Here is a 14050-nt window from a genome sequence, read left to right on the forward strand (position 1 = left end):
GTTGAAGCGCGGGGCGGTGTGTGGGCGCCGCGCGTGCGCCCCCGCGCACCCTGATGGCTGGATCTTCGCGTCCGGTGACGGTGCCGGACGCGAACAATGGGGCACGCGCTTCTCACCACGGAACCGGTGAACGGGGAGCGGAGAGGACGGGCAGTGATCCGCGTGCTTCTGGTGCACGACGCGTGTCTGGTCAGGTCGGTCCTGGCGGAGTGGTTGCGCCGGGAACGGGACCTCGGGGTGTTCGACGTCTCGTGGCACAGCGCGGCAGGCCGTCTGCGATCGGTGCGTCCGGACGTCTGCGCGGTCGACCTCGACTGCTCGGACGCGTACGGCATCCCGCCGCTGGGCGACCTCACCGCACGGGAGTCGGGCCGGACACCGTCACGGCTCCTCGTGCTGGCGAGCGCGAACAGGCCGGGCCTGCTGAAGCGGGCCGCCGAGGCCGGGGCGCTCGGCTACGTGGACAAGGAGGGCTCGCCCGAGAACCTCGTGCACGGGATCCGGCGCGTCGCCGAGGGAAAACGTTTCGTCGACGACTCGCTGGGCTTCGGTTTCCTCAAGGCCGCCGAGATGCCGCTGACCCGGCGGGAGCTGAGCGTGTTATCCCTCGCCGCCGAGGGGGCCTCGGTGGCGGAGATCGCGGGGAGTCTGCACCTGTCCCACGGGACCGTGCGCAACTACATGGCCGCCATCACCCGCAAGACCGGTGCCCGCAACCGCATCGACGCGATCCGGATCTCGCAGGGCGAGGGCTGGCTGTGACGGTGGGGGCGTCCAGCCGTCCACGAGATCGCGGTACGACGGCGAGCGGCGCAGGAGTTCGTCGTGGGTGCCGTACGCCGTGCGGCGGCCGTCCAGGACCAGCACCCGGTCGGCGCGACGGGCCGAGCTGATGCGGTGCGCGACGACCACCAGGGTGCCGCCCGGCCGGTCCGCGAAGGCCCGCTCCGCGCGTTGCTCGGCCCGTGCGTCCAGGTGGCAGGTCGCCTCGTCGAGCAGGGCGAGCGGGGCACGCGACAGATAGGCCCGGGTCAGGGCGACGAGCTGCCGCTCACCGTCCGAGAGTGCCGCCGGATCGACCGTCGCGGCCGGTCCACCGAGCGCGTCGAGCAACGGCAGGAGCCCCACGGCATCCGCTGCGGCGAGCACCTCAGCCTCGGGCACGGGGTCCGCCCGCAGAAGCCCGAGGTTCTCGGCGAGCGTGCCGGTGAACACATACGCCTCCTGGGGGATCAGCACCCGCAGCGCGGCGGCCTCCGGCCCCGGCACCGGGTGCCCGCAGAGCCGGACGGTGCCCCGACCCGGTTCCAGCAGCCCGGCGATCAGCGCGGTGAGCGTCGACTTCCCGATGCCGCTCGGGCCCACGACGGCCAGGTGGGCGCCGGGCGGGAGGGCGAGGTCCAGGCCGTCGATGACGGGGGTCGCGGAGGGGCCGTAGGCGAAGGTGATGGAGCTGAGGGAGAGGGCGGGGTGGTCGGGCGGTGGTTGGGGTGGGCGACCGGGGCAGGCGCGCACTTCTGTCTCGGCCGCCGCCCGCGCGTCCGCACCTGCCCTCGCCCCGGCTCCAGCCCCCACCCCCGATTCGGCCTCGCGGGTCACCCGCCGCAGCACCACCACCAGCCGAGCCCCGCTCGTGCCCATCCCGTGGACCAGGTTGTGCAGGGCCGGGAGCAGGGACTGAGTGACGTAGGCGAGGGCGCCCACCAGTGCGCCGGTGGTGACGCCGTGGTCGAGGAGCCAGGGCGCACAGGCCAGGAGGAGCACCATCGGCAGATGGCCACCCAGCGCGAGCGAGATCACGCGCAGGACACCCCAGCGGGCGAGGGAACAGGCGGCCCGCCGCTCGGCATCGACGCGACACTCCGTGGTGGCGGCGACCCGTTCCTCCGCGCCGGCCGCCGTGATGTCCCGTAATCCTGGGCAGACGGCGCCGAGCTGGTCGGCCAGCGCCTCGTCGGCGGCGAGGAACGCCTCCTGGCGGCGGGCGAGCGGTCGCAGCGTTGCCGCGAAGAGGCCCAGACCCGCGGCGAGCGGAGGCCCGACGACCAGCAGGAGCAGCGGGTCGAGCGACACCAGGCCGACGACGGCACCCACCGCGGTGAACACGAACGAACGGGACACCATCACCAGCCCGGCGAAGGTGTCCCGAGCGATCTCGACCTGCTGGGTCAGCCCGGACAGCGCCCCGGCGTCCGCCTCCCGCACCCCGCGCGAGACGACCCGCGCCACCAGCCGGTCCCGGAGCGGCTCGGCCAGCCCGGCGACCGCGCCGTACACGCGCACAGTGCCGTACGCCCCGACGAGCACAGCCAGGCCGGCCACCCCGAGCCAGGCGAGCCCGTTCCCGGGCCGCCCGGTGAGGAATCCCTCGTCCAGGGCCCGGGCGAGCGCGAACCCGGTGAGAAAGGTCTGCCCGGTCTCCAGAATCGACCAGACACCCAGCCGCATCACCACCCGCCACCGATCGGCCAGGAAGCGCAGTCCGCGTCGTCGGTCGCTCACGGTCATGGCTGCGTCCCGTCCGTGAAGGCCGCCCGGTGCGCCGACAGATTTCCTCGGGCTGCGCAACGGCCCGCATCCGCCCGCCGCTCGCCCGCCCGTGTGAGGGTCTGTCGCTGGTCGGTCAGGAGGCGCAGTCCGCGTCGCCGGCCGCTCTTGGGCATGGTCGGGTTCCGTCCGTGACGGCTGCCTGGTGCCCCGGCAGTTCCTCGTGCCGCCCGACGGCCCGCATCCGCCCGCCCCTCACCCGCCCGTATGAGGGTCTGTAGCCCCTCGGTGAGGAGGCGCAGTGCGCGTCGTCGACCGCCCTCGGTCATGACAGGGTCCCGTCCGTGAAGGCCGCCCGGTACCCCGGCAGTTCCTCGTGCCGCCCGACCACGCGCATCCGCCCGCACCTCACCCGCCCGCACCACACCCCCCACCGGCCCGCCACGAATCCCAGCCCGCGCCGCCACCCCCTCTCGGTCACGGCCCCGCCCCGTCCGCGAACACCGCCCGATACTCTGGGATCTCCCACAGCTCCCCGTGTCGCCCCACCGCCCGCACCCGCCCCGCGTCCAGCCAGGCAACCGCGTCCGCGCGGGACGCCGTGGTGGCGCGGTGGGCGATCAGGAGGCGGGTGGTGATCTGGTCGTCGGTGTGGACGAGGGCTGCCGTGATGCGGGCCTCGGTGACCGTGTCGAGGCTGGAGAGGGCGTCGTCGAGGATGAGCAGTCGGCCGGGGTGGGCGAATGCCCGGGCGAGGCCCAGGCGTTGGGACTCGCCGCCGGAGTGCGGGGTGTCGGCGATGGGGGTGGCGTAGCCCTGGGGGAGGCGGCGCACGAAGTCGTCCGCGTGGGCCGTGCGGGCCGCCTCTCGGATGCGGGTGGGGGAGGGGGACGCCAGGGTGAGGCCGATCTCCTCCTCGACGGTGCCGCCCAGGAGGGCGGGGCGCTCGAAGGCGTAGCCGACGGCCCGGCGCAATGCCTCGTGGGTGAGTTCGCGCACCGGCATCCCGTCGAGCAGCACCTCTCCCTCGTCCGGCTCGGCCAGCCGTCCGGCGACCGCGGCGAGCAGCGACTTGCCCGCGCCCGATCGCCCCACGACAGCCAGCGTGGTCCCGCCCGGCACCATGAGGTCGACGCCGTCGAGCACGGCACGGGTACCGCGTCGGGCGGTCACCCCGCGCAGTTCCAGCCGGCCCGGACCGGGTGGGAGGTCTTGCTTGCCGTAGCGGGTGGCCGGCTCTGTCAGGACCTCGTCCAGGCGTTCCGTTGCCATGCGAGCCCGGGCCAGCCCGGCGAGTTGTCCGACCAGCACGCCGACGCCGGTGGCGAGGACCGCGTACCGGGAGGCCGCGAGCATGTCGCCCACCGTCAGCCGGTGCCGGGCGAGCAGCACGCCGGCCACGGCGACGACGCCGAGTTGGAGCAGCGGGGCCACGGCCACGGACTGGCCCGCCGCTCTGCCCTGCACCCGCCACATGCGGTGCCCGGCGTCGGACAGTTCGGGCAGCGGACGCAGGACCCGCGCTGTCTCCCGGTCGGCCGTCCCCGACGCCTCGATGGTGCGGTGCCCGCGAACGGCCTCCGAGAGCGCCTGAGCGATCCGCCCCTGCGCCTCTTGGTAGCGCGCGACGCAGTCCCTGGTGTCGCGGGCGAAGGCCCTCAGCAGCAGCGCCAGCACCGGTGCCCCGGCCAGCAGCACGGCCGCGAGCCACGGGTCGATCAGGGCGAGGGCCACGATCCCGCCGACCGGTCCGGCGAGCGCGGCGAGCAGAGCCGCGCGGGCGGTCGGTGCCGTACCGGCCTGGGCGGCGATACCGACGAGGCGGGCGACGAGGTCACCGGCGCCGAAGCGAGCGGCGGCGCGTGGGCCGACGGCCAGGACATGCTCGGTCAGGCGGAGGCGCAGGAAGGCGGAGGTGCGGGCGTCGACCGTGCCGCGCAGTACGGTCTCGCACGTGTCGAGCAGGGTGAGCAGAAGGAGGACCCCTGCGCAGTACAGCACCCAGTGGGTCGCCGGGGCCCGGGTCAGCAGCAAGTCCAGGGTGTGTCCCAGCGCGGCGGGCAGCAGCAGACCGGCGCCGGTCGCGGCCGTGCTCACCAGGCACAGGGCCAGCGTGCGGACGGGCGTCGGGCCGAGCGGTCCGGGGAGCGTCCTGATGGCTTCCGTCATACGACCGGCCTTCGCTGCCTGGCCGGCCTCCGTCATGCGGCTGGCTTCCGTCATGCGGCTGCTGCCCCCTGGGTCTGTGCGGGACCCCGGGCGGCCCCTCCCTCGCGGGAGTGGACCGCCCGGAGCCTTGGACGCACTGTGTTCGTCAGAGACAGAGCGTCAGGCTCGCCGCGCTGACGCAGGACAGCAGGCTGAGCGTGCTGGGGCCGCCGCCTTCGGTGCGCTCCTCGGACTCCATCGCCTGCAGGTCGAGCAGTGCCATCTCGTTTCCTTCCTTCGGTGTCGTCCACCCGTGGGGACGGGGTTGGGTCACGGCTCCGTCAGATCGCGGAACCGTGCTGTGAGGGCCGCCCGAGCGGCGGCAAGAACGGCAGGTGCGCGGGCGCCGGATCGCCGGGGGACGCGTGGGCCGCGCCGAGTGCGAGCAGGCACCCTGCCGTTCCGGTGCCCAGGTCCATCGACAGCCGCATCATCTGGTGGCCGGGGAAGGCCAGTTGGCCCTGGTAGTCCATGGCGAACCAGCCGAGCCCGGCGATCTGCTCGGCGAGCCGTTCGCCGGTCGCTCCGGGCGTGGCGGTGCGGGCGAGGTGCAGGATCATCCCGGCCCGCCCCTGGAAGAGACCGGGCTGAACGTAGAAGATGCTGGTCGCGGCGGTCAGGATCCCGGCGCGCGACCGCTCGAACTCGCCCTCGGGTTCTCCGACTTGGGCGAGGTAGTCGTCCAGGACCATCCCGATGCCCGCACTCCCGTCACCGAGGTAGGGCAGCGTCCGCCAGCCCTCGTCGACCTCCAGCGAGCCGCTCGGGTGCGTCACACAGCACTCCAGGTCCCGGCGAAGCGCCACCCCGGCAGCAGCCAACAACCCTGGATCGCCGGTCCGTTCGTACTGCCGCAGTAAGAACAGCGCGGATCCGCTCGCACCCCGCAGCAGCCCGGCCCGGCGACGCCGGGGAGTGTCCGCCAGCGGCTGCGCCAGTCGTCGTACGAGGATGTCGGCGACCTCGGCGGCACGGTCCCGCAGCTCCGTCTCGCCGGTCGTGTGCGCCAACTCGCCCAGGACCAGGCCGAGTCCGGCCAGTCCGCCGTGCAGGTCGGAGGAGAGGTTCTGCCACCGCTCCGCGAGGATTCCCTCGATCAGGTCCAGGGCGCGCTGTCGGTGACCGAGCCGGTCCAGGACGTGGGCGACGCCCGCGAGACCGTCGTACAGCCCGAGCGGCGTGCCCGTCGGCGGCGGTGCGGTGCGGGCCAGGAGCCAGCGTTCGCCCTCCTCGTAGCGCTCGGCACCGACCGCGTGCAGCGCGTACAGCACGCCGGCCGCACCGTGCGCCAGCCCGAGGCCGCCGCCGTCGGAGAACTGGGTGATGTCGCCGGGGAAGAGCCGGTCGTCGCGCTCCGGGGTCGCCGAGGCGAGGAGTGCCTTGACCATGGAGTCGCGGCTGTACGGCCAGTCGCCCGGTTCGACAGGGGAGGGCGCGGGCGCGGTGCTGCCCCGCGTGATCTCCGCGACAGCCTCGTCCAGGAACTCCCGCGGCACGTCCGGGAACTGATGGGCAATCACCTCGGCGAGGTGGGCCGCCTTGCCCCGGTCGACCACGAACAGCGTGGTGACCGGCAGGAACAGGGCCAGCCGCAGACACGCCAGCGCGTAGCGGTCCACGTCGGCGCCGGTGCGGTCCGGCGGGGCGAAGAATCCGGGATGGGCGACCACCTGGCGGCCCTGCTCGGCGATCGGTGCCGCCGCCTCGAAGTCGAGCAGGGACACCGACTCCTCGTCGAGGCCGACCATGATGTTGAAGACGTGCAGGTCGTTGAAGGCGATCCCGCGCGCGTGCACCGCCTCCACCGCCCGCTGCACGGCCCCGTGGATGCGCACCGCCCATGCCGTGTACTCGGCCACCGCCTTCGGGTCGGGATCCGGGGTCAGCAGCGGATGCCGCTGCGCGAAGAACGAGTTGAGCGGGCGCCCCTGAAGGAAGTCCATGACGAGGAACCGATGGTCGCCGAGCGTGAACCAGTCCCGCACCTCCGGCACCACCCCCGTCCCCGCCACCTGCTCCAGCGCCGCCTTCTCCCGCTCCAGGCGGGCGACCGCGTCCGCCCCGTCGGCAGCCAGCCCCGCGTGCGGCCGCCCCTCCTTGAGGACGACCCGGCGCCCGTCCCGGGTGTCGGTGCCCACGTACACCCCGCCGCCGTTGGAGAAGTGCAGCGCCTTCTCGATGCGGTACGGCAGGTCGCCCACCGTCGTTGTGTTGCGTGCCGCCAGATGTGGCTCCAGGAACGCCGGCAGCGTCACCCACTCAGGTACCTGGAAGGACGGTGCCCGCCGGTCCGGCACCCTCTTCCCGTCTCCGTCCAGCACCGCCGGCACCAGCGAGCCACGCTCGTCGACGACGAAGGTGCGCGCGAAAGCGCCGTAGCGGACGTAGAGCGGGCCGTCGTACCAGCGCAAATCGGTGAGGATGTACGGCCCCTCGAAGCCCTCCAGGAGCTGGCCGAGCTCGCGCAGCACGAGGTGCAGCTGATCCTCGTCGGCCGGGTAGATCGTGACGAACTTGCCGCTGGAGTCGCGGGCGGCGTACTTGGTGTTGCGCAGGTGCAGCAGCTGCGGGCCCGGCACGAACTTGAACGGGATGCGGCGGGGCACGCAGTAGTCCCACACGAGCGCGGCGATGTGCTCCGCGTTCGTCCGGGTGGCCGAGGCATGGATCTTCCAGCCCTGCGCCGGGCCGGGCACCGGCGCCCCCTGCGCGTCGAGCGGCGTGAGCGCGAGCCAGTCGCCGATCCGTCCCGCCTCCCAGCCCTCCGCCACCTCGCGCCGCGCCGTCTCGTACAGGTGCCCGGTGTCCCGTGCCCCTGCGGACATGCGTTCCGGCGTCTCGTAGAAGTACCGGTCGGCGAGCGCGTACACCTCGTACCGCTTGTCCATGCCTCCCCCTCCGTGGCCCCACGCCGAGACTTCCAGCGGGCCGGCGGGCACCGACAGTCATGCCTGTCACGAGATCGCCGTGCGGAACGCATGCGTCAAGAACTGTTCGGAGGGTTTCGAGCGTGTCCCACGTCAACGCACCATCGAATGGTCACAAGGGCTGCGCAGGTGGCCCACAAGCGCTGTAATGGCGGACGTGGTCAGTGAGGGCGCTGCGGGAGGCAGGACGAGGCGTCCGCGTGCCGAGGGTGCCCTGAAGGCGCTTTCTGCCGAGCCCGACTCGCCCGAGCGGCTGCGCCGGGTCCTGGAACAGGCGCTCGTCTTCGGCAGAGCCTCCTTCGCCGCCGTGTACACACCGAGCGAGGACGGCGAACTGCTGTGCCTGGTCGAGTCCGCAGGCGTGCCCCGGACCCTGTACGGCCTGCGCGACAGTTACGCCCTCGCCGGACGCTCCCCGGTCGCCGACGTCCACCGCACCGGCCGTCCCCGGTGGCTCGCTCCGGAGCAGCTCGCCGAATCGCGACGTGCGCCCGCGCGGGACTTCTTCCTGGCCGCCCTCCCCGCGCGCGGCGACGGCGGCTGTCTGCTGGCCGTGAGCGAGAACCCGGGCGGCTTCGACACCGAGGACCGGGAGTGCCTGGAGCTGGTCGCCGAGGCCGTCGCCTTCCCGGCGCTGCCCGCGGCTGCCGAGGGCGGCGAGCTGCCGGGCAACGCCTTCAGCCTCGCCATGGACACCGGCCGGGTCGACGTGGGCGAGGACATCCTCACGTTGTTCGGCCTCTCCCCGGACACGTTCGACGGCAAGGTCGAGACCCTGCTGGGCCTGACCGTCCCCGAGGACCTGCCGTCGCTGATGTCCGTCGTCGAGGCCGGCCACATGTCCATCGGCGACCGCGAGCTGGAGTTCCGGATCCTGCAGCCCACCGGCCCGCCCAGATGGCTCCGGCTGCGTGGCCGCCTCCTGCCCGGCGGCGAGGGCGTCCCGGCCCGCCTCCTCGGCACCGTCGCCGACGCCTCCACCCTGCGCGCCGAGGTCACCGATGTGGCCCGCGTCCAGCGTCTGGCCGCCGCCCTCGCCATCGCCGGTACCGTCCGGGACGTCGGCCACGCCGTGGTCACCGCCCTGCGGGGGCCGCTGCACGCCGACCGCATCGCGCTCGCCGTACTGGAGAACGACCGGCTCGTCGTCACCGTCCTCGACCCGCCAGAACCCGAGTCCTGGCCCGAGCTGTGGCGCCTGGAGTGGCGTACCGAATGGCCCGACGCCCCCGTCCGCGCCATGCCCACCCTCGCCGCCGCCCTACGCGAGGGCCGCGCCCAGATCTGGCCGGCCGGCAGCCCGCTGGAGCCCGCCCTCGCCGACGTCGGCCCCGGCGGCCTGGCCGTCCTGCCCCTGCCCGCCGGGGGCCGGATGGCCGGCGCCTGCCTGATCGGCTGGGACGCCCCGCACGACTTCGGCCCCGACGAACGCGCCCTGCTCACCGCCTCCGCAGGCCTCGCCGGCCAGGCCCTGCTGCGCGCCCACGCCTTCGACGCCGAGCACGAACTCGTCGGCATGCTCCAGCGCCAGCTGCTGCCGCGCCGCCTGCCCCGGCTGCCCGGCGCGGAGGCCGTCGCCCGTTATCTGCCGACCACGGCCGGCCTGGAGGTCGGCGGCGACTGGTACGACGTGATCCCGCTCCCCGACAACCACGTGGCCCTCGTCATCGGTGACGTCCAGGGCCACAGCGCGGCCGCCGCCACCCTCATGGGTCAGATGCGCACAGCCCTGCGCGCCTACGCCGCCGAGGGGCACCCGCCGGACGTGGTCGTCCACCACGCCAACCGTCTCCTCATGGACATGGAGACCGACCTCTTCGCCACCTGCTGCTACGTCGACGTCGACCTGGAGGAGGGCTCCGCCTGGTGCGTGCGCGCCGGACACCTCCCGCCGGTGCTCCGTCACCCGGACGGCAGCACGGAGATCGTCGAGGCCGAGGGCGGCCCACCGCTCGGCGTGGTGCGGCAGGCCGGCTTCCCGATGAGCCCGCTGGGGCTGCGGCCCGGCACCGTGGTCGCCCTCACCACCGACGGGCTCGTCGAGTCGGCCGACGCCGACATCGACGACGGCATGGACCGGCTCGCCCGGGAACTCGGCCGCTCCGACCCCGCCCACCTCGGCCTCGTCGCCGACGCCCTCCTCGTGGGCGCCCGCCGCAGCGACGACATCGCCCTGCTCCTCATGCGCTACGACGGCATGGCCGTGCGCCCGCTGCGCGAGACCTGGACGGTCTGGCGCGTCCCGGAGGCCGTCGGCCACGCCCGCCGCTTCACCCGGCGCACCCTGCGCGCCTGGGGCGTGCCGTCGCAGGACATGGACGCCGCGCTGCTCGTCGTCAGCGAACTCGTCACCAACGCCCTCGTGCACACCGACGGACAGGTCCGCCTCTACCTCACCCTCGTCAACCACCGGCTGCGCGTCGCCGTCGCCGACGCCTCGCCCCGTACCCCGGTCAAGCCCACCAGCATCAGCTGGGAGGCCACCGGCGGACGCGGCATCCTCCTGGTCGAGGCCGTGTCGGCCACCTGGGGAACGGTGCCCGTCAGTGGCGGGAAACAGGTGTGGAGCGAGCTCGCGCTGACTGAGTGAGACCGGTTCCCGGTGAACGCCGGGCGGTGCGGCAGTTACGAACAAGCCAATCCCGACCCCATCAAATCGGCCGGATCCGGGCTAAGGTGAAGCAGATGAAGGCTCTCGTGCTGTCCGGCGGCGCCGGTACACGCCTGCGGCCGATCACGCACACTTCGGCCAAACAGCTCGTGCCGGTGGCCAACAAGGCCGTGCTCTTCTACGGGCTGGAATCCATCGCCGAAGCGGGCATCACCGACGTCGGCGTGATCGTCGGCGACACCGCCGCGGAGATCCAGGACGCCGTCGGCGACGGCACCGGATTCGGTCTGGACATCACCTACATCCCACAGGAACGCCCGCTGGGACTGGCCCACGCCGTCCTCATCGCCCGCGACTACCTGGGTGACGACGACTTCGTGATGTACCTCGGCGACAACTTCATCGTCGGCGGAATCAGCGACCTCGTCGACGAGTTCCGCGGCAACCGCCCCGACGCCCAGATCCTGCTGACCCGTGTCCAGGACCCGCGCTCCTTCGGCGTCGCCGAACTCGACGACCTCGGCCAGGTCATCGGCCTGGAGGAGAAACCGGAGCATCCCAAGAGCGACCTCGCCCTCGTCGGCGTCTATCTGTTCACCCCGCTGATCCACGACGCCGTCCGCGCCATCGAGCCGTCCTGGCGCGGCGAGTTGGAGATCACCCACGCCATCCAGCACCTGATCGACTCCCGCGCCGACGTGCGCTGCACGGTCATCAAGGGCTACTGGAAGGACACCGGGAACGTCGCCGACATGCTGGAGGTCAACCGGACCGTCCTGGAGGGCCTGGCGCGCCGCATCGACGGCGACGTCGACGACGCCTCGGAGACCGTCGGCCGGGTGGTCGTCGAGGAGGGGGCGCGCATCGTCAACTCGCGCATCGTGGGCCCCGCCGTCGTGGGCGCCGGCACCGTCGTCGAGGACTCCTACGTAGGCCCCTTCACCTCCATCGCGGAGAACTGCCGTATCACCGACAGCGAGTTGGAGTTCTCCATCGTGCTACGGGACGCCTCCATCGACGGGGTGGGCCGGATCGAGTCCTCGCTCATCGGGCGGCACGTCGAGGTCACCCCGGCGCCCAGTGTGCCCAGCGCCCACCGACTCGTCCTCGGAGACCACAGCAAGGTGCAGATACACACATGAACCTCCTCGTCACCGGCGCCGCCGGATTCATCGGCTCGACGTACGTCCGCACGCTGCTGGCCCGCGACGCACCCGACGCGCCCGAGGCGCCCCGGATCACGGTGCTGGACAAGCTCACCTACGCCGGCACTCTGGACAACCTCGAACTCGCCCATCCCAGGCTGGAGTTCGTGCGCGGAGACATCCAGGACGCCGAACTCGTCGACAAGCTGATGGCCGAGGCCGACCAGGTCGTGCACTTCGCCGCCGAGTCCCATGTGGACCGTTCGATCACCGGCGCCGGCGACTTCGTCGTCACCAACGTGCTCGGCACCCAGACCCTGCTGGACGCGGCCCTGCGCTACCGGGTCGAACCCTTCGTGCACATCTCTACGGACGAGGTCTACGGCTCCGTCGCGACGGGTTCGGCCACCGAGGAGGCCCCTCTGCGGCCCAGCTCGCCGTACTCCGCCTCCAAGGCCTCCTCCGACCTGCTCGCCCTCGCCTACCACCGCACACACGGCCTCGACGTCCGCGTCACCCGCTGCTCCAACAACTACGGCCCGCACCAGTTCCCCGAGAAGGTCGTCCCGCTGTTCATCACCAACCTCCTCGACGGCGAGCAGGTCCCGCTCTACGGCGAGGGCCTCAACGTCCGCGACTGGCTGCACGTCGACGACCACTGCCACGGCGTCGAACTCGTCCGCACCCAGGGCCGCCCCGGCGAGATCTACAACATCGGCGGCGGCACGGAGCTGAGCAACAAGGACCTCACCACCCTGCTGCTGGACGCCTGCGGAGCCGACTGGGACCGGGTGCGGCATGTCGCGGACCGCAAGGGCCACGACCTGCGCTACTCCGTCGACTGGACCAAGGCCCGCACCGAACTCGGCTACCGCCCCCGCCACGACTTCGCGTCCGGCCTCGCCGCCACCGTCGCCTGGTACCGCGACCACCGCGCCTGGTGGGAACCCCTCAAACGCCGTGCGGGTGAGGAGCACGGATGAGGTGGCTGGTCACCGGCGCGGGCGGCATGCTCGGCCGCGACACGGTCGAGGAACTCCTCGCCCGCGGCGAGCAGGTGACCGGCCTCGACCATGCCTCTGTGGACATCACCAGCCCCGAGGCCGTCGACCACACCCTCGCCGCGCACCGCCCCGACGTGGTCGTCAACTGCGCCGCGTACACGGCCGTCGACGACGCCGAGAAGGACGAGGAGCGGGCCCAGCGCGTCAACGGCGACGGCCCGCGCCTGCTCGCCAGGGCCTGCGGGGCGTACGACGCCCGACTGATCCACGTCTCCACCGACTACGTCTTCGCCGGGGACGCCCGAACCCCCTACGCCGAGGACGATCCCCCCGCCCCCCGCACCGCCTACGGCCGCACCAAACTCGCGGGTGAGCGGGGTGTGCTGGACGAACTCCCGGCCGCGAGCACCGTGGTGCGCACCGCCTGGCTCTACGGCGTCCACGGGCGCAGTTTCGTCCGCACGATGATCGAGCTGGAGGCCCGCCGCGACACCGTGGACGTCGTGAACGACCAGCGTGGCCAGCCCACATGGAGCGCGGATGTCGCCGCGCTCGTCGCCGACCTCGGCCCGCGCATCGGCCGTGCCGCGACAGGAGTCCTCCACGCCACCAGTTCCGGCGAGGCCACCTGGTACGACCTCGCCCGCGAGGTGTTCCGGCTCCTGGGCGCCGACCCCGACCGGGTGCGCCCCGTCACCGGCGAGGCCTTCCCCCGGCCGGCGCCCCGACCCGCGTACAGCGTCCTCGCGCACGGTCGCCGACTGGAGCTCGGCCTCGGTCCGGCGCGTGACTGGCGCGCCGCCCTGCACGAAGCACTGCCCCGGATCCGCAAGGAGACCCTTCGTGAAACGCCATGAGTTCCTGCGGGAACTGCACAAGGTGAGCGGCAACCGCAACTACCTGGAGATCGGCGTCAACGACGGCCGCAGCCTTCGGCTGTCCCGTGTCCCGACCATCGCCGTCGACCCCGCCTTCAAGGTGGTCACGGAGATCCGCTGCGACGTGCATCTCGTGAAGGCCACCAGCGACGACTTCTTCGCCCGCGACAACCCGTTCGTCCATCTCAAGGGCGGTCGGCATCCGCTCCGTAATCTGCGCCGCGGGCGCCGTCCGCTCGGGTACTGGCGGCGTACCGTCCTCGATCTGTCGTTCATCGACGGCATGCACCTGTTCGAGTACGCGCTGCGGGACTTCATGAACATCGAGCGGTACTCGGACTGGACGAGTGTGATCGTCTTCGACGACATGTTGCCCCGCAACGTCGACGAGGCGGCGCGGGACCGGCATACCGGGGCGTGGACCGGTGACGTGTACAAGATCGCTGAGATCCTGGCTCGGTACCGGCCTGATCTGGTGGCTGTTCCGGTGGATACGCAGCCGACCGGGCAGCTGGTCGTGTTCGGTGCGGATCGTCGGAACACGGTGCTGCGGGATCGGTACGAGGAGATCGTTGCCGCGTATGACGTGCCCGATCCGCAGAAGGTGCCCGAGGCGATCATCGAGCGGGCGGGGGCGGTCGCGCCTGCGGCTCTGCTCGGCGGGGGCTTCTGGCGGCCGTTGGCTCGGGCTCGCGCCCTTGGCATCGGGCGCTCGCGAGGGTGGGAGGCGTTGCGCGCGGCGGTTTCGCGGGTTGCCTCCGGCGGGTGAACGGTGCGCTTCGGATAGTGC

The 14050-nt window shown here is 72.6% G+C and carries 9 protein-coding genes and 1 pseudogene; 6 read left to right on the forward strand and 4 right to left on the reverse strand.

The annotated features are described in order from the left end of the window. Positions 1 to 96 precede the first annotated feature (96 nt). A pseudogene (locus BLU79_RS34750) lies at positions 97 to 678 on the forward strand (LuxR C-terminal-related transcriptional regulator); the annotation flags it as partial. On the opposite strand, the gene BLU79_RS50115 reads toward BLU79_RS34750, so the two are convergent. The 4 genes from BLU79_RS50115 to lanKC form a co-directional block, all read right to left on the reverse strand. Further along, complete coding sequence (locus tag BLU79_RS50115; RefSeq protein ID WP_371131999.1) at positions 601 to 2508, reverse strand: ATP-binding cassette domain-containing protein; 1908 nt, start codon at positions 2506 to 2508, stop codon at positions 601 to 603. The pseudogene BLU79_RS34750 and the gene BLU79_RS50115 sit on opposite strands and share 78 nt — an antisense overlap. A gap of 456 nt (positions 2509 to 2964) precedes the next feature. Beyond that, positions 2965 to 4656 carry an ABC transporter ATP-binding protein gene (locus BLU79_RS34760; protein ID WP_093910004.1) on the reverse strand — a complete coding sequence of 564 codons (1692 nt, stop codon included), beginning with the start codon at positions 4654 to 4656 and terminating at the stop codon, positions 2965 to 2967. 145 nt (positions 4657 to 4801) lie between these two features. Then, entirely contained in the window at positions 4802 to 4918 is a 117-nt protein-coding gene (locus BLU79_RS34765; RefSeq protein ID WP_093909968.1) for a SapB/AmfS family lanthipeptide, read from the reverse strand. A gap of 58 nt (positions 4919 to 4976) precedes the next feature. Beyond that, positions 4977 to 7583, reverse strand: coding sequence for a class III lanthionine synthetase LanKC (gene lanKC, locus BLU79_RS34770; RefSeq protein WP_093909969.1), 2607 nt, complete (start codon positions 7581 to 7583; stop codon positions 4977 to 4979). A gap of 187 nt (positions 7584 to 7770) precedes the next feature. On the opposite strand from lanKC, the gene BLU79_RS34775 reads away from it, so the two are divergent. The 5 genes from BLU79_RS34775 to BLU79_RS34795 all read left to right on the forward strand — a co-directional run bounded on the left by BLU79_RS34775 (position 7771) and on the right by BLU79_RS34795 (position 14029). After that, positions 7771 to 10212 carry a SpoIIE family protein phosphatase gene (locus tag BLU79_RS34775; protein WP_093909970.1) on the forward strand — a complete coding sequence of 814 codons (2442 nt, stop codon included), beginning with the start codon at positions 7771 to 7773 and terminating at the stop codon, positions 10210 to 10212. Between the two features lie 95 nt (positions 10213 to 10307). Continuing rightward, positions 10308 to 11375, forward strand: coding sequence for a glucose-1-phosphate thymidylyltransferase (locus BLU79_RS34780; protein WP_093909971.1), 1068 nt, complete (start codon positions 10308 to 10310; stop codon positions 11373 to 11375). Beyond that, a complete protein-coding gene (rfbB, locus tag BLU79_RS34785; RefSeq protein ID WP_093909972.1) occupies positions 11372 to 12361 on the forward strand; it encodes a dTDP-glucose 4,6-dehydratase in 990 nt (329 codons plus the stop codon). The genes BLU79_RS34780 and rfbB overlap by 4 nt, the downstream gene beginning before the upstream one ends. Next, entirely contained in the window at positions 12358 to 13239 is an 882-nt protein-coding gene (gene rfbD, locus BLU79_RS34790) for a dTDP-4-dehydrorhamnose reductase (RefSeq protein ID WP_093909973.1), read from the forward strand. Before rfbB ends, rfbD begins: the two co-directional genes overlap by 4 nt. Then, complete coding sequence (locus tag BLU79_RS34795) at positions 13226 to 14029, forward strand: class I SAM-dependent methyltransferase (RefSeq protein ID WP_093909974.1); 804 nt, start codon at positions 13226 to 13228, stop codon at positions 14027 to 14029. Before rfbD ends, BLU79_RS34795 begins: the two co-directional genes overlap by 14 nt. Positions 14030 to 14050 lie beyond the last annotated feature (21 nt).

This window comes from Streptomyces sp. cf386 (assembly GCF_900103585.1).
GTDB lineage: Bacteria > Actinomycetota > Actinomycetes > Streptomycetales > Streptomycetaceae > Streptomyces.

Bases quoted from the DNA above. Each gene is read 5' to 3' on its own strand.
- BLU79_RS34760 (WP_093910004.1), bottom strand. From the start codon at position 4,656: ATGACGGAAGCCATCAGGACGCTCCCCGGACCGCTCGGCCCGACGCCC.
- lanKC (WP_093909969.1), bottom strand. From the start codon at position 7,583: ATGGACAAGCGGTACGAGGTGTACGCGCTCGCCGACCGGTACTTCTAC.
- BLU79_RS34775 (WP_093909970.1), top strand. From the start codon at position 7,771: ATGGCGGACGTGGTCAGTGAGGGCGCTGCGGGAGGCAGGACGAGGCGT.
- rfbB (WP_093909972.1), top strand. From the start codon at position 11,372: ATGAACCTCCTCGTCACCGGCGCCGCCGGATTCATCGGCTCGACGTAC.
- BLU79_RS34765 (WP_093909968.1), bottom strand. From the start codon at position 4,918: ATGGCACTGCTCGACCTGCAGGCGATGGAGTCCGAGGAGCGCACCGAA.
- BLU79_RS50115 (WP_371131999.1), bottom strand. From the start codon at position 2,508: ATGACCGTGAGCGACCGACGACGCGGACTGCGCTTCCTGGCCGATCGG.
- BLU79_RS34780 (WP_093909971.1), top strand. From the start codon at position 10,308: ATGAAGGCTCTCGTGCTGTCCGGCGGCGCCGGTACACGCCTGCGGCCG.
- rfbD (WP_093909973.1), top strand. From the start codon at position 12,358: ATGAGGTGGCTGGTCACCGGCGCGGGCGGCATGCTCGGCCGCGACACG.